We start from the raw sequence: 19,552 nt of genomic DNA on the forward strand, positions 1-19,552 counted from the left end.
GCTAAATTGAACTTACGAAACCGAGTACTAATCGAAGGTTTTTTGATTAGCGATTCAAGTTTACGCAACACACCAGCAGGTATTCCTGTGATTGAAGGGCGGATACTCCACCAATCATCACAAATGCAGCTTGGCAGTGCTCGCAAAATTGAATGTGAAATTCCTTTTTTAGCCCTGGGCGACATCGCGCAAGCAATTGCCAATCTTGCCCCAGAACAAAAGCTAAAATGCAAAGGATTTCTCGCAGCGAAAAGCCAACGTTTTCGACATGCTCTGGTTTTGCATATTGATGCATTTGAACTTTTGAATTGAGGAAATCTCATGTCTCGCAATCTTTTCAAGCGGAAGAAATTCTGCCGCTTCTCTGCCGAAGGCATTTCGCACGTTGATTACAAAGACGTTGCCTTGCTTAAAGACTTTATCTCTGAAAACGGCAAGATTATTCCTGCACGTATCACTGGTACTAAAGCTAAATACCAACGTCAATTGTCGACTGCCATCAAATTGGCTCGCTTTTTGGCTTTGTTGCCGTACACTGACCAACACTAATCGAGCAAGGAGAACTTAACATGCAAATTATCCTACTCGAAAAAGTAGCAAACCTAGGTACATTGGGCGATGTAGTTAAAGTGAAAAGACGGTTACGCACGTAACTTCTTGATCCCACAAGGCAAAGCAAAACGCGCAAATGCAGCTAACTTAGCTGAATTTGAAGCTCGCCGTGCTGAGTTGGAAGTTAAACAAGCAGAAATCTTGGCTCAAGCACAAGCTCGTGCCGCTCAACTAGAAGGCGCAACCTTCACTATCGGCCAAAAAGCCGGTGTTGATGGCCGTTTGTTTGGCTCAGTAACGACTCAAGATATCGCTGATGCAATTGCTGCAACGGGTATCGAAATCAAGAAATTTGAAGTGCGTTTACCAGAAGGCCCATTCAAGGCTATCGGTGAATACGAAGTGGCATTAGCATTACACCACGACGTTGTAAGCACAATTAAATTAGTTGTTGTTGGTGAAGCTGCTTAATTAGCCTCAACAAGATGACACTAAAAAAGCCATGGATAACCATGGCTTTTTTTATTTTGCCAAAGCTTTTAACACCCTAGAAACTGCAACCAAACCAAATGTTGCCGTCACCGTCATTACCGCCCCAAATCCACCTTCGCAATCTAAACGCACCCCTTCACCAGCCTGAGGCTTAATTGCACATACCGAGCCATCAGCTTGTGGATAGACCAATTGTTCAGTCGAATACACACACTCAATCCCGAATTTTTTTCCCCTGCTTCGGAAACTGATAATCACGACGCAACAAACTACGCACCTTAGATGCCAAGGGGTCTTGTAACGTCCGACTTAAATCATCGACTGTAATTTGCGTCGGATCAATTTGACCTCCCGCCCCACCAACAGTAATCAGCTTTACTTTATTACGCCGACACCACGCGATCAAAGCGGCCTTGGTTTTAACGCTATCAATGCAATCGATAACGAAATCAAATTTCCCTGCCAAATATTCAGCAAAATTTTCTGTAGAAATAAAGTCTTCTATCTGCACAACATTCATTTCTGGATTGATTGCCAACATTCGTTCCGCTAGCACAGCGACTTTCATCCGGCCAAATTCGCCCGTCAAAGCTGGCAACTGCCGATTAGTGTTGGATATGCAAATGTTATCCAAATCAATCAAAGTCACCTGTCCAACACCAGAGCGCGCCAAAGCTTCTGCGGACCAAGAACCAACACCACCAACACCAATCACACAAACCCGAGCAGAATGAAACTTCACCCAAACTATCAGCGCCATACAAACGTGCAATACCAGCAAATCGCCGAAGATACAATTCCGACATAGCCATAATACATTCCCTCAAAAAACAACACAGCCCCACATGAGGCTGCGTTTAAACGTTAATTATTTTTTACTCTAACTTTTTTATGTTGAGGTTTTATCCCGCAACGATGTCATGCCTTAGGTGCCGCTTTACGCCGAACAGTAGGCTTTTTAATCACTTCATCTGCCGCAGGTGCCATCGCATCTGGGGGCGCTGTAGGTTGCACATCATCCACATCCGCACGCTGAGGGCCGCCGGGCATGCCAAAACCTGTGAAGAGATTTTTTGCACGATCTTGAAGCTGCTGCTGCATATCAACAAACATCGTAGTACTACTTTCCAAATAGTTTCCCATCATGTTTTGTATCGCCGGGCCTTGGAACTTCATAAACTCACCCCACAAATTATGATTACTAAACAGTGGATTATCAGCCAGCGTCGTTGATTTAGCTTGATCTTGCAATCGCCCCTGCATTTCAGCAAATAGCTGCATGTTTTTTTCTAGATAATTCCCCATCAGCCCCTGCATTGCATGACCATAAAAACGGATGATTTGGGTCAGAACATCATAAGAAAACATAGGCATACCACCAGCCTCTTCCTCCAAAATAATTTGAAGCAAAACACTGCGTGTTAGATCTTCACTGGTCTTCGCATCAACAATGGAAATATCCGTCCCATCTAGCACCAGCTGCTTAACATCCGCTAGCGTGATATAGCTACTGGTATGGGTGTCGTATAAACGACGATTTGGATACTTCTTAATGACACGCTTTTCGACACTCATTGACTCAACCCTCGAAAAATTGAACTACTCACCACACCAACAGAGAATAGCCCTGTGCAGAGACAGGCGCAACATGATGCACTGCACAAAATTATATTGACAACAATAAAAAGCTCTTCCAAAATGAATGCGTATTGTGCACTGCAGCAATTACCAGCTTGCGTCTGGTTTAGCCCGTTACCATTCAGGAGAATTTAGCATGACAACAGCACAGCAACAACTAAACGACTTTGCAACCGAACAACTGGAAACAGTATTGCGTTTCGCGCGCATATCAATTGATACCGCCGATCGTCTTGTTCAATTACAGATTGAAACCGCAAAAAATACGCTAGAAGAAAGTGCTCGTAATGTAAAACAATTTAGCACATTTAAAGATGCACAAACTGCATTTTCTAACCAACAAAAGCTCTCTGAAGCTGCGATTGAACAATCGCTCGCTTATGGCAAAAATTTATATGAAATCGCTTCTCAATCCCAGACTGAATTTAGCAAACTAATTGATGAGCGCAGTGTATTTTTCAACAAGAATGTTGTTTCTGGCTTAGATCGTTTTGTTAAATCAGCACCTGCCGGGACTGACGTTGCCGTAGCTGCAGTAAAATCAACAGTACAAGCCACTGCTGCTGCAGTAGACAGCATGACCAAAGCTGCCAAACAAGTTGCAGACTTCGCCGACGCCTCTGTAAAAGCTGCATCAACAGCCACTGCAGACGCGGTAAAAACTGCCAGCAAAAAAACCAACAGCGCAGGCTCTACAGCTCAATAACAGCTCAAATACAACCCAAACAAACGGGCACTTAAAAGTGCCCGTTTTTTATTTATTGAAGCGCCTTCGGCGCCTCACTCTTACTCTTACTCTGGCGTTGATTCAGTCACAACTTCCACCACTGTAGGCGCAGCAACGGCAGCTTCATCATTCAAAACAGCCTTGATTGACAAACGAATACGACCTTTTTCGTCTTGCTCAATCACTTTAACACGAACAATTTCACCTTCTTTTAGGTAATCGCCCACGTTATTGATACGCTCATTCGCGATTTGACTAATGTGTACTAAACCATCCTTACCAGGCATGATTGAAACAATCGCACCCACGTTTTTATCCAAAATCTTAACGACTGGACCTTCGTAGATACGACCAATTTCAACTTCAGCAGTAATTTCCTCAATACGACGACGCGCTTCAGCCGCACCTTCTGCCGAAACAGAAGCAATCGTAATTGTGCCATCTTCAGTAATGTCGATTTGCGTGCCAGTTTCTTCAGTCAACGCACGAATAACCGAACCACCTTTACCAATCACATCACGGATTTTTTCTGGATTGATTTTCATGGTGTAAAGACGTGGCGCATGCTCGCTCACTTCTTCACGGGCTCCATCAAGAGCACCTTTCATGATGCCGATGATGTGAACACGACCTTCTTTGGCTTGATCAAGCGCAACGCGCATGATCTCTTTAGTGATACCGGTGATTTTGATGTCCATTTGCAGCGCAGTGATACCGTTTTCTGTACCTGCAACTTTAAAGTCCATATCACCAAGGTGATCTTCGTCACCCAAGATATCAGACAATACGGCGAATGCATTACCTTCTTTAATCAAACCCATTGCGATACCCGCAACATGGTTCTTCATCGGCACACCCGCATCCATCAATGCCAAGCAACCACCGCAAACCGAAGCCATTGAAGATGAGCCATTTGATTCCGTGATTTCAGACACAACGCGCATTGAATACGCGAAGTCTTCTTTGTTTGGCAGCATTGCAATCAAAGCACGTTTAGCTAAACGGCCATGACCGATTTCGCGACGCTTTGGCACACCAACACGACCCGTTTCGCCTGTCGAATATGGTGGGAAATTGTAATGCAGCATGAAGTTATCGGTATAACCACCATGCAATGCATCAATTTTCTGCTCGTCCAGCTTAGTACCCAAAGTTGCCGCAGCAATGGCTTGAGTTTACCACGAGTAAACAATACCGAACCGTGTGCGCGTGGCAATACGCCAGTGCGAATCGAGATCGGGCGTACAGTGCGCGTATCACGACCATCGATACGTGGCTCACCCGCAAGGATTTGGCCACGAACGATTTCGCCTTCTAAGCCTTTGAAGATGCCTTTGATTTCATTAGCCGCTAAAGTCCCTGTTTCTTCAGTAATCAGCGCGTCTTTAACCAAAGCCCAAGTTTCATTGATTTTTTGTGTACGAGCTTGTTTTTGACGTAGTTTAAAGCCTTGCGCCAAGCCTTCAGCAGCAATACTACGAACTTGTGCAATCAATTCTTCATTAGCAACAGGTGCAGTCCAGTCAAACAATTCTGGGTTAACTTCATCCGCCAATTCATTGATTGCGTTAATAGCCACTTGCATTTGCTCGTGGCCAAATACCACCGCACCCAACATCACACTTTCTGACAATTCGTTAGCTTCAGACTCAACCATCAATACCGCTTGGCTGGTACCAGCAACCACTAAGTCCATTTGGCTGTCTTTCATTTCAGACATCGCTGGACACAATACGTATTCGCCATTGATATAACCGACGCGCGCTGCGCCAATAGGGCCATCAAAAGGCACGCCAGATAATGTCAATGCAGCAGAAGCACCGATCATTGCGGCGATATCAGAATCAACTTCAGGATTAATCGACATCACCGTTGCGATAATTTGGATGTCGTTAAAGAAACCTTCAGGGAACAACGGACGAATCGGACGATCGATCAAACGGCTCGTCAATACTTCTTTCTCCGATGGTTTACCTTCACGTTTGAAGAAACCACCAGGGATTTTACCTGCAGCGTAAGTACGCTCTTGGTAATCAACAGTCAACGGGAAAAAATCTTGCCCAGGTTTTACCGAGCGGGCAGCAACGACAGTCACTAATACAGATGTACCATCCACATCCACCATCACGGCGCCAGTAGCTTGACGAGCAATTTCACCAGTTTCGATAGTGACGGTTATTTTTGCCAAAAGCAAAAGATTTAGTAAATTTATTGAACACTCGTTGTCCTTTTCACAATGTTTGCCAACGATCTTGGCGAGAGAAACTTCCGCTGCGATGGGATCGACGGCTACTTTTAGCCTGCACATCGCCGATTCCGGCACAACCTAACTCTACTCTGCCGCCGGAATCGCTATTGGGCAGAATAAAGCTTTAAAACATAAAGAGCATAAAGAAAAAAGTCGCAATCGGTTGACTGCGACTTTTGTCGTTAGGTCTTACTTACGTAGACCCAATGCAGCGATCAAGCTGCGATAGCTATCGTTGTTCGTGCGTTTGAGATAGTCCAACAAACGACGACGACGAGAAACCATAGCCAAAAGACCACGACGTGAGTGATGATCTTTCTTGTGTGTTTTAAAATGCTCAGTCAAATCATTGATACGAGCAGTCAACAAAGCAACTTGAACTTCAGAAGAACCAGTATCACCTTCCGCATGTTGGAATTTTTTTACTAATTCAGCTTTTTGAGCAACAGAAACAGACATTCAACTTCTCCAAAAAATCATCTAACGATGATTAGACAAGCATAGATTGAGTCTTACAACCCATTCCAGCTCCATTAACCTCCTACCCCACATGGGTAGAAAGCAGTCGTTTGGGTCGCAGCACGCCATCAGCGCCCACTTCACCCAAACCGATAAACACAGGATTATCCGACTTTTCGCTAAGTCCGTAAAGCCTTAACTCACCCTGCGGCGAATTGACCAAATCCAAAATAGGCATACCATTGCGCATGAGTGCAGTTTGTGACCGATTGAGTTGCACACTTGGCAACTCAATAATAAGTTGCTCAGCGGGTAGTAAGTTCTCTTCGCGAAGTGGCATATCCATCGCAATGTACTCATCCAAGGTAATGGCATCTTCGAGCTTAAAACCACCCGTCAAAGTTCGACGCAATCCAGACAAATAAGCACCACAACCCAAAGCATTACCGATATCTTCGGCCAACACTCGGATATATACGTTCCTTTGGAACACAACACATCAACCACCAACACAGGCGCATCATACGAAACGACGTTGATTTCATAAATCGTAATGGGGCGAGATTTTCGCTCCAAAACAACGCCTTCACGGGCATATTCATACAGCGCTTTGCCAGCAACCTTGAGCGCTGAATACATCGGGGGAGTTTGTTCAATTGGCCCGGTAAACTGAGCCAAAATCGGCATGATTTCTGCCAAATCCGCAGGGGCTACGCCTGTCTCGCTAATCTCACCTTCGCCATCTAGCGTTGTTGACATCTGCCCAAAGCGGATCGTTGCGCGATAACCCTTGTCGGCATCAAGCATACGCTGAGCAAACTTAGTCGCCTCACCAAAACAGAGTGGCAACAAACCCGTTGCAAAAGGATCTAACACTCCAGTATGACCGCCCTTTTCTGCCTGTAACAACCAACGGCATTTAAGCAAAGCGCCATTACTCGAAAATCCAAACGGCTTGTCTAGCAATAAAACACCATCAATTTTACGCTTGGCCATCTTCTTCTGGCGCTTTCGGCAATGCATTAGCCTGATCAATTTTTTGCGTTAAATTCATGCCGTACTCAATGGATTCATCATACTCAAAATGCAACTCAGGCATTTTTATACAAAGAAAATCCACGCGCGATTTGCGCACGTAAAAAGCCTTTGGTACCTTCAAGCAAACGAGCGATTTCTGGACGATGACTCACGTCACCCAAAAAAGTATAAAACACTTTGGCGTGCGAATAATCACGCGAAACTTCAACGTCAGTCACCGTGATGAGTGACGCCAGCGGATGATCCAACTCGGCACGAATCACCGTTGCCAAATCGCGTTGAATTTGCTGAGCAACACGGTCAGCACGAGTAAATTGTTTATTAGCCATAGTCTCTGTGAGGAGGACGGTGCGAGGAGTGAGGTGAATAACCGCTCAACACCTAGTTAATTTAAAGCAAAAAAGCGCAAGCACCACCTTGGGCTTGCGCTATTGCGTCGGAGTGAGAACACCTCACACCTCACTCCGAACACCTTATATCATCACAGCGTACGAGCAACCTCTACCACTTCAAAGACTTCCAACTGGTCGCCCAATTGAATATCGTTAAAGTTTTTTCAACTGCAAGCCACATTCAAAACCAGCTTTCACTTCTTTAGCTTCATCTTTAAAGCGTTTGAGATTTTCCAGCTCGCCTTGATGGATTACCAAGTTGTTACGCAAGACACGAACACCTGCCGTACGTTTAACAACACCTTCCATCACCAAGCAACCTGCAATCGTACCCACTTTAGAGACGGCAAAGACCTGACGAATTTCAACCAGACCAATGATCGACTCACGACGCTCTGGTGCCAACATACCCGACAAGGCCGCCTTCACATCATCTACCGCATCATATAAATAATGTTGTAGTAACGCAAATCAACGCCTTCAGCCTCAGCCAATTTACGCGCAGCCGCATCAGCACGGGTATTAAAGCCAATAATGACCGCTTTAGAAGCCAGAGCCAAATTCACATCTGACTCAGAGATACCACCTACAGCACTGTGCAAGATTTGTACCCGCACTTCACTGGTAGATAGTTTCTGCAAGCTTTGTGACAAGGCCTCTGAAGAACCCTGAACGTCAGCTTTAATAATGATTGGCAAGTTTTGAACATTGCCTTCCGCCATTTGCGCAAACATGTTCTCAAGCTTAGATGCTTGTTGACGAGCAAATTTCACATCACGGTATTTACCTTGACGGAACATCGCAATTTCACGCGCTTTTTTCTCGTCAGCCAATACCATGGCATCAACACCGGCAGATGGCACTTCCGACAAACCAAGAATTTCAACAGGCATTGATGGGCCTGCTTCAGTAATTGGCTTACCATTTTCATCCAACATCGCACGAATACGGCCATAAACCTGACCAGCCAGGACAGTATCACCTTTGCGTAAAGTACCAGACTGAACCAGCATTGAAGCAACCGGACCACGACCTTTATCCAAGCGAGCTTCGATAATAATCCCTTTAGCAGGACCATCCACTGGCGCCGTCAACTCAAGCACTTCAGCTTGCAACAGAATTGCATCCAGCAACTCATCAATCCCTAAGCCTTTCTTCGCTGATACATGAACGAATTGAGTATCACCACCCCAATCTTCCGGCACCACTTCTTGCGCCACCATTTCTTGGCGAATACGCTCGAAATTAGCTTCTGGCTTATCAATCTTATTCACGGCAACAACGATAGGCACACCAGCTGCTTTCGCGTGGTGAATGGCTTCAATCGTTTGCGGCATTACGCCGTCATCGGCAGCAACCACCAACACCACGATATCCGTCAATTGAGCACCACGGGCACGCATTGAAGTAAATGCTTCGTGACCTGGGGTATCGAGGAAGGTAATCATGCCCTTACCCGTTTCAACGTGATACGCACCAATGTGCTGAGTAATACCACCCGCTTCGCCCGAAGCGACTTTTGCGCGACGAATATAATCGAGCAAAGAAGTTTTACCATGGTCAACGTGACCCATCACTGTCACAACTGGCGCGCGCGGCGTTGATGCATGATCAGTTTTAGCTTCTTCATCCAAATAGATATCTGGATCATCCAATTTCGCAGCAACTGGTGTATGGCCCATTTCTTCAACAATAATCATTGCTGTTTCTTGGTCTAGCACCTGATTGATGGTAACCATCATGCCCATTTTCATCAACGCTTTAACCACTTCAACGCCCTTAACGGCCATTTTGTGGGCCAAATCGGCAACTGAAATCGTTTCTGGCACGTCCACTTCACGCGCTACAGGCTCAGTCGGTGCCACAAATGCATGGGCATTATCCGCTTGCTGCTGAGCATGGTTCTTCTTGCCACCTTTTTTAGACTTCCAATCATTACCCGTATCACCGCCACGAGTTTTGATGCCCTTCTTCTGACGACCATCATTCCAGCCGCCTTTTTCATCTTTCTTCGGCGCCGCGCCAGCAGGTTTTTTATCTGCTGGTTTAGCCGCCGCAGCCGCTGCAGGCGCAGCTTTTTCTGGGGCATGAATTGGTGTTTCTTTCGGACGACGGAAATCGACACGCGCACCAACACGTGGCGCTTCGTGGCCCGGCTTGATGTGCGGTTTCACTGCAGGCTTGGCCGCTTCAGGCGCTTTAGCTGGCGCCTTTTCTGCCGGCTTAGCTTGCTGTACCTGTGGTTTAACCGCAGGCGCAGGCGCCGCAACAGGAGCTGGCGCCGCCACAACTTCAGCTACCGGAGCAGCAGGAGCCACCATTTCGGCAGGCTTTTGATTGCGATTTTGCTTAGCTTGCATTTCGGCCGCTTGGCGAGCGTACAATTCATTTTGGCGGCTCGCTTCCGCCTCACGACGTTGGCGTTGAGCCTCATCAATCACCGAAACTGGCGCGGCAACTGGCGCAGCCACTTTAGGCGCTACAGGTGCTGGCGCTGGCGCGGCAACCGGTGCCGGTGCGGCAACTGGCGCAACTACTTCAGGTGTTGCAGATGTCTCAACAACACGCTTTTTACGCACTTCAACTTGAATCGTTTTTGACTTGCCCGTCGCATCAGTTTTACGAATTTCAGTCGTTTCTTTACGCGCCAATGTTACTTTCGGCTTATCACCGCCTTGACCATGTTTTTGTTTCAGATGACCGAGCAAAAGCTGTTTATCATCCGAACTTAATACGTCATCGGCATTGTTTTTGTTCACGCCAGCTGCTTTCAATTGTTCGATAAGCTCTTGTGTTGGCATTTTTAATTCGGCAGCAAACTGGCTGACTTTGGGTTCACTCATTGATTACTCTCCCGCGCCTTAGGCGAACAAATGTTCGCGCGCTTTCATGATCAGTTGTTTAGCGGTTTCTGCGTCGATACCAGTCATTTCGGTTAATTCATCGACCGCCAAATCTGCTAGATCGTCACGGGTATGTATATCGTTCTCAGCCAATACAGTAGCCAATTCCGAGGTCATACCCTCCAGCGTCTTCAGGTCTTCGGACTGATGCTCTAGCTTTTCTTCACGCGCAATAGCTTGAGTTAACAAGGCATCACGAGCACGAGAGCGCAGTTCGTTTACGGTTTCTTCATCAAACGCTTCGATTTCCAGCATTTCATTCAGTGGCACATAGGCCACCTCTTCTAATGTATTGAAGCCTTCTTGCACCAAGACATCAGCTACATCTTCATCAATATCCAGCGCCTGAATAAACAAAGCGCGAATCTTAGTGAATTCTTCTTCGTGTTTTTGCTCTGCTTCATCAACGGTCATGATGTTGAGTTTCCAACCAGTTAACTCAGCCGCTAATTTCACATTTTGGCCGCCACGACCAATGGCCATCGCCAAATTATCTTCATCGACCACGACATCCATACTGTGGGTGTCTTCGTCCAAAATAATTGAGCTCACTTCAGCAGGTGACAAGGCATTAATCGCAAACTGGGCAGCATCAGCCGACCATAAAACGATATCTACACGCTCACCGGCCAATTCATTACTAACCGCATTAACCCGTGTACCACGCACACCGATACAAGTGCCTTGTGGATCAACACGTTGATCGTTGGATTTAACGGCAATTTTAGCGCGCATCCCTGGATCACGTGCCACACCTTTTAGCTCGATCAAATTATTTTCAATTTCTGGCACTTCAAGTTCAAACAATTTTGCCATAAATTCTGGCGCAATCCGCGACAAGACCAATTGCGGACCACGGCCATTGCGATCAATACGCAATAGAAACGCTTTAACGCGATCACCGACGCGCAAGTTTTCTTTTGGAATCATCTGATCGCGCGGCAAAATAGCTTCAAGCTTACCGAGTTCAAGAATGGCATTGCCACGCTCAATCCGCTTGATGCTACCTGAAACAATATGTTCACGACGTTGCAAGAAATCATTCAAATTTTGTTCGCGTTCAGCATCACGGATTTTTTGCAAAATCACTTGCTTGGCCGCTTGTGCGCCAATACGACCGAACTCAATCGGCTCTAACTCGACTTCCCATACATCACCCACCGACAAATCGGCACTGTATTCTGGGGCGTCAGTAATCGCGATTTGACGCGACGGTTCTTCGTGGTCGTTATCTTCAACCACGTCCCATACGCGAAAGCTACGATAAGCACCGGTGTGACGGTCAATTGAAACGCGAATCTCAACTTCTTCTTCGTAACGTTTTTTGGTTGCAGAAGCGAGCGCCAACTCAAGCGCACCAAACACAACTTCTTTTTCCACGTTTTTTTCGTGCGCAAGTGCTTCGACCAGCACTAGAATTTCACGATTCATAAATTAGTCCTCCGGCATAGAACAAAAGCCAAATTAACAGTATTTGCCAAATGGGTGGCGCAATTTAAAACTGCGGTTCGATCCGAACGCGATCAATCGACGCCAAAGGTAATTTCAACACTTCGCCCGTCACATCAATCACAACGTGATCATCCACCAAACCTAATAACTTGCCGATGAGATTTCGGCGACGATCAGGCAAGGGCAACCGTAGTTTTACCTTCACCATCTCACCGGCAAATCGCTCAAAATCCGCCGGTTTTTTTAATGAGGCGATCCAATCCCGGTGAAGACACCTCGAGGCGCTCATGGGGGATGTTTTCAACCATAAATAAACGCAACAAGTGATTACTCACTGCCACGCAGTCATCAATAGTTACGCCACCGTCTTTGTCGATAAAAATGCGCAATAAACCTTTTTCGCCCATTTCAAAATCGACTAATTCGTACCCTAAACCCGGCAAGGTATTGTCCAACACAGATTGCAGATTGGCCGCCATACTCTTCTTCTCAAAGCTACAAACAAAAAATGGGCTGCAATTCCTGCGCGCCCATTTGAAAGCACTCCCGTCGTTTTTTACGGGATTTTCCTGATTCTAACAGAAAAGATAAGCTGGCGAAATACTCCTCACACAAAGATGCACTTGTCTCACCGGTGCCTTTGCCCATAAAGTAAGGCCATAACGGAGACAAATAAATGACCAAGCCTTGGCTAGCCAGCTATCAAGCAGGTGTTCCACACAACGTAAATCTGAATGAATTTGCGTCAATTCCAGAAGTAATGCAGCAAAGTGTGCTCAAATACCGCGATCGACCCGCCTTTATCAACATGGGAAAATCGATCACCTACGGTGAATTAGACCAACTTTCAATTCAGTTTGCAGCGTATCTACAACAAACATTAAAACTACCATTTGGTACTCGCATCGCCGTCATGATGCCTAATTTGCTGCAATATCCGGTCGCAATTTTTGGCATTTTACGTGCGGGCTACGTCGTCGTAAACGTTAATCCGCTCTACACTCCGCGCGAATTACAACACCAACTCAATGATTCCGGCGCAGAAGCCATTTTAATTTTGGCCAATTTTGCCCACACGCTAGAAAAAATCATCAGCAACACGGCCATCAAAACCACCATCATTACCGAGATCGGCGATTTATTAGGTTTTCCCAAAGGCTTACTCGTCAACAGCGTGGTCCGCTACGTGAAAAAAATGGTGCCGAGCTATACACTACCTGGGCATACCACGTTCAATAAGGTCTTAAAACAAGGGCAGAGCAATACCCTGCAGTCCGTTCCATTGACTCATGATGACATCGCCTTTTTACAATACACCGGCGGCACCACCGGCGTCGCTAAAGGCGCCATGCTCACGCACGGCAACATCGTTGCCAACATGCAGCAAGCGCACGCATGGATTAGCCCTGTTGTGACCGAAGGGCAAGAAATGATCGTTACGGCACTGCCGCTTTATCACATCTTCTCACTGACAGCCAATTGCATGGTGTTTAGTAAAATTGGCGCCACCAATTTACTCATCACCAACCCACGCGACATTCCTGACTTCATCAAAACACTAGGGAAATACCCAGTAACCTGCATTACGGGTGTCAATACCTTATTTAACGCGCTACTCAACAACCCTGAATTTGCCAAGCTCAACTTTAGCAATTGGAAACTCGCCCTCGGCGGCGGCATGGCGGTACAACAACATGCCGTAGCAGATAAATGGCAAAAAATCACCAAAGTCCCTTTGGTTGAGGCCTACGGATTAACCGAAACTTCGCCTGCTGCCATGATGAACCCGATGAACACTTTGGAATTCAATGGCATGATTGGGCTACCGATTCCAATGACTGATGCTGTCATTCGTGATGACGCGGGCGCGGAAGTGCCTGTGGGCGAGCGTGGCGAGCTCTATATTCGCGGCCCTCAAGTCATGAAAGGCTACTGGCAACGCCCTGAAGACACCGCCGATATTTTAGGTGCCGATGGCTTTTTGGCGACAGGCGACATCGCCGTCATGAAACCGAGCGTTTTTTTCCAAATCGTCGACCGTAAAAAAGACATGATTTTAGTTTCGGGCTTTAATGTCTACCCGAACGAAATTGAAGACGTCGTCGCCAACCACCCTGGCGTACTCGAAGTGGCCTGCATCGGTGTAGCCGACGAAAAAACGGGGGAAGCTATCAAACTGGTGATTGTCAAAAAAGACCCCAATTTGACGCCAGAAGAAATCATTGAGTTTTGTCGTGGACAGCTGACCAATTACAAAGTACCGCGAATTATTGCATTTAGCGATAGCTTACCTAAATCAAATGTGGGTAAAATTTTACGTCGCGAATTGCGTAATTAATCAACCAAGGATCTCAAGATGAATTTATTGCCGTTTTTTAAGCTAATGGCTGAACGTAGTGCATCCGATCTGTTTTTAGCTGCCGATTCGGCAATTGTGATTAAAATTCAAGGCACTTGCCACCCGGTTAACAATCAAATTCTCAGCGCAGAGCATGTGAAGCAACTCGCTTATCAACTGATGGGCGAAGCCCGCATCGCCACTTTTGAGCGTGAATTAGAAATGAATTTTGCCTATCCCGTGGCAGGGATTGGCAATTTTCGGGTTAATGTTTTCAAAAGCCGCGGCACTGTTGCCCTTGTTGCACGCTTTATCAAACCCAAAGCCGATACGCTCGAAGAGCTATTTATGCCCGAAGTGCTTAAATCACTCATCATGGAAAAGCGCGGTATTATTTTAGTGGTTGGCGCCACCGGCTCAGGCAAATCATCCACTGTTTCGGCCATGCTTGAATACCGCAACGAGCATCACAGCGGGCACATCCTCACCATGGAAGACCCGATCGAATTTATCTATAGCCATAAAAAATCACTCGTTAATCAGCGCGAAGTGGGCACCGATACGCACAGCTATGATGACGCACTACGTAATGCCATGCGCGAAGCACCCAATGTATTGATGATTGGCGAAATTCGCGACCAAGCGACGATGACTTATGCCATGCAATACGCTCAAGCCGGCCATTTATGCATCTCCACCTTGCATGCCAACAATAGTTACCATTCTTTAAGTCGGATTGTTAACTTCTATCCGCAAGAAGCACGTGAGTCATTGCTGTATGACTTATCCACCTCACTGCGAGCGATTGTTTCGCAACGTTTGGTGCGCTGCAAAGACAGCGGCAAACTCAAACCCGCCGTCGAAGTCATGCTCAACACCAATCGAATTGCCGAGCTCATTAAAAAACGGCGAACTCTCTGAAATCAAAGAAGCGATGGAGCAATCCCTATCCGAAGGATCGCAAACCTTTGAGCAATCGCTGTATCGCATGTATCGCAATAACGAAATCGAGCTAGACGAAGCGCTTCGCAACGCCGACTCGGCCAGCAACCTCTCATGGATGGTGAATAACGCGCAATCGGTGCAAGAACAAGAAGCCAGCAAAAAAGCCACGAACAATCAAGCCGACGAGCCGGATGTAAGCTTTGATATTTCACTACACTAAGCGCCGCACTTCAACAACAAGGTCGCTGCGGCGGCCTTTTTCTATGGAAAAAATGATGAAACTCTACGGAATTCCTAACTGTGACACCGTCAAAAAAGCGCGGGTTTGGCTCACTGAAAATAACTTTGACTACGAATGGTACGACTTTAAAAAAAACGTTTTAAGCCCCGCACTCATTGAAGATTGGATTGCCAATTGTGGCTGGGAAGTATTAGTCAATCGCCAAGGCACCACTTGGCGCAAACTCGACGAAGCCAGCAAAGCGAGCGTCATAGATGCCGCCAGTGCCACCACCCTGATGTTAGCCAATCCATCGGTCATCAAGCGGCCGGTTCTCGATGACAACGGAAAAATCATCGTTGGCTTTAAACCTGAAACCTACAGCGCCTTGCTTTTATAAAGGTATATGATTTAAAGCCACAATCAATATAGCATAGATCGACATACCGATATAACTACTTGGTTTCTGCCTCAATTTTATTGAGTTGATCCCCCGCTTGTTGCTCAACCATACTGGCCACTGCGTGAGTTTTCTGCAAAGCCTCACGCCGTGGTTCAGCATTTTTTTCGCCTGGCACGGACTGAGTAGGCCCACAACCCACCAACAAGACCACGCCCCACAAGATGATATTTTTCATTTTTACGCCTTAACGAAAACTTCAATCCATTCAGTATCTACGAAGAAAACCGTCAACATCGACTTTTTTATTCCCATTAATCACAAGCCCAACGCCAGATAGCAAAACGGGCCCTCCATAGAGAACCCGTTTAAAATTTGGCGCTAGTCTAGCAAGCCTTAAGGCAAGAAGACCTTTACTGCGTCAGGCTTACTTCAAATGACCGCGAATCAACGATAACATTTGGCCAAATACGCGTGGTGTACCGCAAAGTACATCACCAGAAACCAAGAATTTTTCTTCGCCATTGAGGTCGGTCACCAAACCACCAGCCTCTTGCACCAACAAAGTACCTGCAGCAATATCAACCAACTTCAAGTCAAATTCAAAGAAGCCATCAAAACGACCACAAGCCACATAAGCCAAATCCAAAGCCGCAGCGCCCGGACGACGTACGCCAGCCGCTTTTTGTGCCATATCGCGGAAAATATTCAGGTAGTTTTCTAAATTATTGAACTTGGTATACGGAAAGCCAGTCCCAACCAATGCATCAGATAATTCACGCACTTTTGAAACGCGGATACGACGGTCATTCAAGAATGCACCAACACCACGGGTCGCAGTGAACAAATCATTGCGGTTTGGATCATAAACTACGGCTTGTGTGATCACGCCTTTATGCTCAAGCGCGATAGAAATGGCGTATTGTGGGAAGCCATGCAAGAAATTTGTAGTACCATCAAGTGGATCGATAATCCAAACGTATTCAGAGTTACCGCGGCTACCCGACTCCTCTGCTAGAATCGCGTGATTTGGGTAGGCCTCTAAAATAGTATCGATAATGGCTTGTTCTGCTGCACGATCAACCTCAGAAACAAAATCATTATGACCTTTTTTTTCTGGGGTAATTAAGTCTAAATTATTCGACGCACGTTGAATAACGGTGGCGGCGCGACGCGCAGCGCGCACCGCAGTGTTCAGCATTGGATGCATGACTTCTCACTATTAAAAAAGATCAGATATATTAAGGACGCATTCTACCCGTCTCACGCGAAAGTATAAACCCGATTATATGAATAAAGAATCAAATCAAATGAATGAAACCGCTTGCTTATCCAACATCCGTGTTGTTTTATCGCACACCAGCCACCCCGGAAACATTGGTTCAACGGCTCGCGCCATGAAAACCATGGGCTTAACCCAACTCTATTTGATTAACCCCAAAGAGTTCCCTTCTGAGGTGGCCGACGCCCTCGCCTCAAGTGCCCGCGACATTTTGGCCAACGCCAAAGTAGTCTCTTCAATGGCCGAAGCGCTAGAAGGCACCACTTTACAAGTGGCAATGACCGCCCGCCGTCGCGAGCTATCGCAACCGCTGCAAACCCCGCGCCAGCTCACACCTGAATTAGTCCAAGCGGCCAGAACTGGCGCTTCAGTGGCACTGGTCTTTGGCGCAGAAACCAGTGGCTTAACGATTGCCGAACTTGAGCAATGCAATCGCCGCGTAACCATTCCAACTAACCCAGACTATTCCAGCTTAAATTTATCGCAAGCGGTACAAATCTTGGCCTACGAATTGCGTACGGCCTGTTTTGACGAAGGCTATGACGACATTCGTTACCTAGAAGAAAATCGCGAACGCGCCCCACATCAGGCGGTAGAGCTATTTTTTGAGCATTTCGAAGAAGTATTATTAACCATCGGCTTTTTGAAACCCAATGCGCCAAAACGGCTAATGCCGCGTTTACGTCGTTTATTTGTGCGAGCTCAAATGGAGCGCGAAGAACTCGACATTATGCGCGGCATTTTGCGTGCCGCGAGTGAATTCAAAACCGAGAAAAAAGACTAAGCCCCGGTAGTTACAAACAAAAAAAAAACACGACACCATCATCCAATCTGGGTCGTGTGTTTTTATAAAACCAGCAAAATCTACAGAGCATTGCTCTGTAAGCCTCTACAGGGCAATATCCAACTAGAACCACGCAAATGGAAAGATGGCGAGCATTTGTGGTCGGTCGATATTGTGACGCCGTTTAGGCTGAGGGAAGAAATGTTTTCCGATCTGAAACAGAACGTTTTTCAAAAAAACGTCGTACGCCATTTTAATGGTGAAGCTGTTGTTAAATTTTAATGTAAAGATAAATCATGCTTAATTGTCTTCAACATAAAACATTAATTGCCCTATTCGTTATTCCATTGGCTATGCCCTGCAAATGCAGAGCGCGAGGCAATCAAAAGGTATCCAAATCAAAAGGCAGAAGACTTTACTTGCACGTATCGACAGAAACATAAAGGTGAAGTTTACAACAAAGATATATAATATCTGGGCTGTGAATGAAAATTTCGCTACGACATTTGGTATGCCAAAAGAATTTATTAGTCAAGAATTAGTCGGTATTGAGGCTGCAGCTTTCCGTATCGAACCAAGTGGTTTTTTTTTCTTGCGGCTGGGGGCGCAATGCAAATGCATGTAAAATGGAAGACCGCTGTGTACTTGATATTTATATCGATGAAAATAAATTGAAGTTGCCATGGGCTACTAATAGTCAGTCCGGATCCAATCCCGCAAGAACTTCGTTAAGATGGTTATCTACATATTCAGATGGGGGTATTAAAGCCAGTATTTTGCCCGAAATGATCACAGTAGAAAGTACATTTGGAGTGAAAGCATTTATGGATCCAGTCACTAGATATGAATTGGGTTTTTATGATTCTGGGAATTCGGATAAAGAATACAGCGAGCTGGATTATATTTATGGCAGGTTTATGCCAATTTCAAACTACCAAAGAAATACTATTGAAGGATTAACTTTATTGTCTTTTGATCGGGCTTGCTTAAAAGGTAGTGAAAAACATCCGTCAAAATTTGTTTTACGTACTGTGCAAAATGGTACGAATGATCCAGCGAGGGAGTTTCCTCCCAAGGTTTATTTTAAATTTTTGGTTGGTTTTGGATTTGAGCAAAGAATACGCCAAGTATTGGATCAGCATGGTGAAATGAATAGCAAACTGTATCAACAATACTGGCAAAATCGGAGTGAAAAACAATGAATTTTCAACGTGATGCAGAACTAGCTAAATTAGCGATTATTCTGCAGCTTTTTCACCGCCATACTCTTCAAAAGCGATCAAAGCTTCGGCGCCCGTCATCACGCTAGGACCACCGCCCATATAAATCGCCACTTGCAGCATTTCCATAAATTCAGCACGCGTCACACCAAGCTTGACACAAGCTTGGGCATGAAAACCTAAGCAACCTTGGCAGCGCGCCGCAATGGCAATACTCATCGCCATTAACTCTTTGTGTTTTTTACTTAAAGCGCCTTCAGTGTGCGTCGCCTTAGCGGTCTGCATAAAGCCTTGCTGAATTTCGGGAATCTCTTTGGCAAACTGGCGCAATTTACCACTGATGCTTTGCACTAAATCACGATAATTTTCTGTCATCTCTACACCATTTATAATATAAATTTATATAATAATATTATGTATTATATTTCAGGCAAAAGCAAACAGGCCTCCGAAGAGGCCTGC

Annotated in this window: 19 protein-coding genes and 5 pseudogenes; 11 read left to right on the forward strand and 13 right to left on the reverse strand. The window is 45.9% G+C overall.

The annotated features are described in order from the left end of the window. Nucleotides 1-6 precede the first annotated feature (6 nt). The 3 genes and pseudogenes from priB (at nucleotide 7) to rplI (ending at nucleotide 1,023) form a co-directional block, all read left to right on the forward strand. Nucleotides 7-312 (forward strand): primosomal replication protein N, encoded by a 306-nt coding sequence (gene priB, locus GKO28_RS00470; RefSeq protein ID WP_282099189.1) that lies wholly within the window; start codon nucleotides 7-9, stop codon nucleotides 310-312. A 9-nt stretch (nucleotides 313-321) separates the two neighbouring features. Continuing rightward, nucleotides 322-549, forward strand: coding sequence for a 30S ribosomal protein S18 (gene rpsR, locus GKO28_RS00475; protein WP_173533900.1), 228 nt, complete (start codon nucleotides 322-324; stop codon nucleotides 547-549). Between the two features lie 20 nt (nucleotides 550-569). Continuing rightward, a pseudogene (gene rplI, locus GKO28_RS00480) lies at nucleotides 570-1,023 on the forward strand (50S ribosomal protein L9). 51 nt (nucleotides 1,024-1,074) lie between these two features. On the opposite strand, the pseudogene tcdA reads toward rplI, so the two are convergent. Together tcdA and phaR are read right to left on the reverse strand one after the other, a co-directional pair. Continuing rightward, nucleotides 1,075-1,856: pseudogene (tcdA, locus tag GKO28_RS00485) on the reverse strand (tRNA cyclic N6-threonylcarbamoyladenosine(37) synthase TcdA). Nucleotides 1,857-1,962: 106 nt separating this feature from the next. Then, nucleotides 1,963-2,619 (reverse strand): polyhydroxyalkanoate synthesis repressor PhaR, encoded by a 657-nt coding sequence (gene phaR / locus GKO28_RS00490; RefSeq protein ID WP_182075006.1) that lies wholly within the window; start codon nucleotides 2,617-2,619, stop codon nucleotides 1,963-1,965. 199 nt (nucleotides 2,620-2,818) lie between these two features. On the opposite strand from phaR, the gene GKO28_RS00495 reads away from it, so the two are divergent. After that, nucleotides 2,819-3,388 carry a phasin family protein gene (locus GKO28_RS00495; RefSeq protein ID WP_182075007.1) on the forward strand — a complete coding sequence of 190 codons (570 nt, stop codon included), beginning with the start codon at nucleotides 2,819-2,821 and terminating at the stop codon, nucleotides 3,386-3,388. Nucleotides 3,389-3,474: 86 nt separating this feature from the next. On the opposite strand, the pseudogene pnp reads toward GKO28_RS00495, so the two are convergent. The 8 genes and pseudogenes from pnp to rimP form a co-directional block, all read right to left on the reverse strand. After that, nucleotides 3,475-5,628: pseudogene (gene pnp / locus GKO28_RS00500) on the reverse strand (polyribonucleotide nucleotidyltransferase). A gap of 218 nt (nucleotides 5,629-5,846) precedes the next feature. Then, entirely contained in the window at nucleotides 5,847-6,116 is a 270-nt protein-coding gene (gene rpsO, locus GKO28_RS00505; RefSeq protein WP_173533895.1) for a 30S ribosomal protein S15, read from the reverse strand. A gap of 82 nt (nucleotides 6,117-6,198) precedes the next feature. Beyond that, nucleotides 6,199-6,537 carry a tRNA pseudouridine(55) synthase TruB gene (locus GKO28_RS22080; protein WP_307838920.1) on the reverse strand — a complete coding sequence of 113 codons (339 nt, stop codon included), beginning with the start codon at nucleotides 6,535-6,537 and terminating at the stop codon, nucleotides 6,199-6,201. After that, nucleotides 6,513-7,112: a tRNA pseudouridine(55) synthase TruB gene (truB, locus tag GKO28_RS00510; RefSeq protein ID WP_307838921.1), complete on the reverse strand. Its 600-nt coding sequence runs from the start codon at nucleotides 7,110-7,112 to the stop codon at nucleotides 6,513-6,515. Before truB ends, GKO28_RS22080 begins: the two co-directional genes overlap by 25 nt. 95 nt (nucleotides 7,113-7,207) lie before the next feature. Beyond that, nucleotides 7,208-7,483, reverse strand: coding sequence for a 30S ribosome-binding factor RbfA (rbfA, locus tag GKO28_RS00515; protein ID WP_374220698.1), 276 nt, complete (start codon nucleotides 7,481-7,483; stop codon nucleotides 7,208-7,210). Between the two features lie 152 nt (nucleotides 7,484-7,635). Next, nucleotides 7,636-10,389 (reverse strand): annotated as a pseudogene (gene infB / locus GKO28_RS00520) (translation initiation factor IF-2). Nucleotides 10,390-10,407: 18 nt separating this feature from the next. Continuing rightward, the gene (gene nusA / locus GKO28_RS00525; protein WP_173533891.1) at nucleotides 10,408-11,880 is read right to left on the reverse strand and encodes a transcription termination factor NusA; all 1,473 of its coding nucleotides are present in this window, start codon (nucleotides 11,878-11,880) and stop codon (nucleotides 10,408-10,410) included. A 64-nt stretch (nucleotides 11,881-11,944) separates the two neighbouring features. Continuing rightward, a pseudogene (gene rimP / locus GKO28_RS00530) lies at nucleotides 11,945-12,380 on the reverse strand (ribosome maturation factor RimP). A gap of 197 nt (nucleotides 12,381-12,577) precedes the next feature. Between rimP and GKO28_RS00535 the strand changes: the two are divergent. From GKO28_RS00535 to GKO28_RS00545, 4 genes are read left to right on the forward strand one after another with little or no spacing between them, the layout of a single operon-like run. Further along, nucleotides 12,578-14,239: an AMP-binding protein gene (locus GKO28_RS00535; protein ID WP_182075008.1), complete on the forward strand. Its 1,662-nt coding sequence runs from the start codon at nucleotides 12,578-12,580 to the stop codon at nucleotides 14,237-14,239. A gap of 18 nt (nucleotides 14,240-14,257) precedes the next feature. Then, nucleotides 14,258-15,160, forward strand: coding sequence for a PilT/PilU family type 4a pilus ATPase (locus GKO28_RS00540; protein WP_247646233.1), 903 nt, complete (start codon nucleotides 14,258-14,260; stop codon nucleotides 15,158-15,160). Next, on the forward strand, nucleotides 15,126-15,404 hold the full coding sequence (locus GKO28_RS18880; RefSeq protein ID WP_247646235.1) for a hypothetical protein: 279 nt from the start codon (nucleotides 15,126-15,128) through the stop codon (nucleotides 15,402-15,404). Before GKO28_RS00540 ends, GKO28_RS18880 begins: the two co-directional genes overlap by 35 nt. Nucleotides 15,405-15,456: 52 nt before the next feature. Continuing rightward, the gene (locus GKO28_RS00545; RefSeq protein ID WP_203563803.1) at nucleotides 15,457-15,804 is read left to right on the forward strand and encodes an ArsC family reductase; all 348 of its coding nucleotides are present in this window, start codon (nucleotides 15,457-15,459) and stop codon (nucleotides 15,802-15,804) included. 55 nt (nucleotides 15,805-15,859) lie between these two features. Here GKO28_RS00545 and GKO28_RS00550 read toward each other — a convergent pair whose 3' ends face one another. Further along, nucleotides 15,860-16,042 carry a hypothetical protein gene (locus GKO28_RS00550; protein WP_182075010.1) on the reverse strand — a complete coding sequence of 61 codons (183 nt, stop codon included), beginning with the start codon at nucleotides 16,040-16,042 and terminating at the stop codon, nucleotides 15,860-15,862. A 189-nt stretch (nucleotides 16,043-16,231) separates the two neighbouring features. Further along, a complete protein-coding gene (locus GKO28_RS00555) occupies nucleotides 16,232-17,014 on the reverse strand; it encodes an inositol monophosphatase family protein (RefSeq protein WP_173533886.1) in 783 nt (260 codons plus the stop codon). 79 nt (nucleotides 17,015-17,093) lie between these two features. Between GKO28_RS00555 and GKO28_RS00560 the strand changes: the two genes are divergently transcribed. From GKO28_RS00560 to GKO28_RS00570, 3 genes are all read left to right on the forward strand, one after another. Then, the gene (locus GKO28_RS00560; protein WP_247646236.1) at nucleotides 17,094-17,870 is read left to right on the forward strand and encodes an RNA methyltransferase; all 777 of its coding nucleotides are present in this window, start codon (nucleotides 17,094-17,096) and stop codon (nucleotides 17,868-17,870) included. Nucleotides 17,871-17,924: 54 nt separating this feature from the next. After that, on the forward strand, nucleotides 17,925-18,152 hold the full coding sequence (locus GKO28_RS22540; RefSeq protein WP_182075011.1) for a toxin-activating lysine-acyltransferase: 228 nt from the start codon (nucleotides 17,925-17,927) through the stop codon (nucleotides 18,150-18,152). A gap of 344 nt (nucleotides 18,153-18,496) precedes the next feature. Then, nucleotides 18,497-19,072, forward strand: coding sequence for a hypothetical protein (locus GKO28_RS00570; protein ID WP_182075013.1), 576 nt, complete (start codon nucleotides 18,497-18,499; stop codon nucleotides 19,070-19,072). A 36-nt stretch (nucleotides 19,073-19,108) separates the two neighbouring features. Here the strand turns inward: GKO28_RS00570 and GKO28_RS00575 are convergent, their stop codons facing one another. After that, nucleotides 19,109-19,465, reverse strand: a complete 357-nt coding sequence (locus GKO28_RS00575; RefSeq protein ID WP_182075014.1) for a carboxymuconolactone decarboxylase family protein — start codon at nucleotides 19,463-19,465, stop codon at nucleotides 19,109-19,111. Nucleotides 19,466-19,552: the final 87 nt, after the last annotated feature.

This window comes from Deefgea sp. CFH1-16 (assembly GCF_016881365.1).
In the GTDB taxonomy this organism is placed as follows: Bacteria; Pseudomonadota; Gammaproteobacteria; order Burkholderiales; family Chitinibacteraceae; genus Deefgea.

Excerpts from the sequence above, each read along its gene's own strand:
- nusA (WP_173533891.1), bottom strand. The coding sequence starts at position 11,880 with ATGAATCGTGAAATTCTAGTGCTGGTCGAAGCACTTGCGCACGAAAAA.
- truB (WP_307838921.1), bottom strand. The coding sequence starts at position 7,112 with ATGGCCAAGCGTAAAATTGATGGTGTTTTATTGCTAGACAAGCCGTTT.
- GKO28_RS00545 (WP_203563803.1), top strand. The coding sequence starts at position 15,457 with ATGATGAAACTCTACGGAATTCCTAACTGTGACACCGTCAAAAAAGCG.
- rbfA (WP_374220698.1), bottom strand. The coding sequence starts at position 7,483 with ATGGCTAATAAACAATTTACTCGTGCTGACCGTGTTGCTCAGCAAATT.
- phaR (WP_182075006.1), bottom strand. The coding sequence starts at position 2,619 with ATGAGTGTCGAAAAGCGTGTCATTAAGAAGTATCCAAATCGTCGTTTA.
- GKO28_RS00575 (WP_182075014.1), bottom strand. The coding sequence starts at position 19,465 with ATGACAGAAAATTATCGTGATTTAGTGCAAAGCATCAGTGGTAAATTG.
- GKO28_RS00560 (WP_247646236.1), top strand. The coding sequence starts at position 17,094 with ATGAATAAAGAATCAAATCAAATGAATGAAACCGCTTGCTTATCCAAC.
- GKO28_RS00495 (WP_182075007.1), top strand. The coding sequence starts at position 2,819 with ATGACAACAGCACAGCAACAACTAAACGACTTTGCAACCGAACAACTG.
- GKO28_RS00570 (WP_182075013.1), top strand. The coding sequence starts at position 18,497 with ATGGAAGACCGCTGTGTACTTGATATTTATATCGATGAAAATAAATTG.
- GKO28_RS00540 (WP_247646233.1), top strand. The coding sequence starts at position 14,258 with ATGAATTTATTGCCGTTTTTTAAGCTAATGGCTGAACGTAGTGCATCC.
- GKO28_RS00535 (WP_182075008.1), top strand. The coding sequence starts at position 12,578 with ATGACCAAGCCTTGGCTAGCCAGCTATCAAGCAGGTGTTCCACACAAC.
- rpsR (WP_173533900.1), top strand. The coding sequence starts at position 322 with ATGTCTCGCAATCTTTTCAAGCGGAAGAAATTCTGCCGCTTCTCTGCC.
- GKO28_RS00555 (WP_173533886.1), bottom strand. The coding sequence starts at position 17,014 with ATGCATCCAATGCTGAACACTGCGGTGCGCGCTGCGCGTCGCGCCGCC.
- rpsO (WP_173533895.1), bottom strand. The coding sequence starts at position 6,116 with ATGTCTGTTTCTGTTGCTCAAAAAGCTGAATTAGTAAAAAAATTCCAA.
- GKO28_RS00550 (WP_182075010.1), bottom strand. The coding sequence starts at position 16,042 with ATGAAAAATATCATCTTGTGGGGCGTGGTCTTGTTGGTGGGTTGTGGG.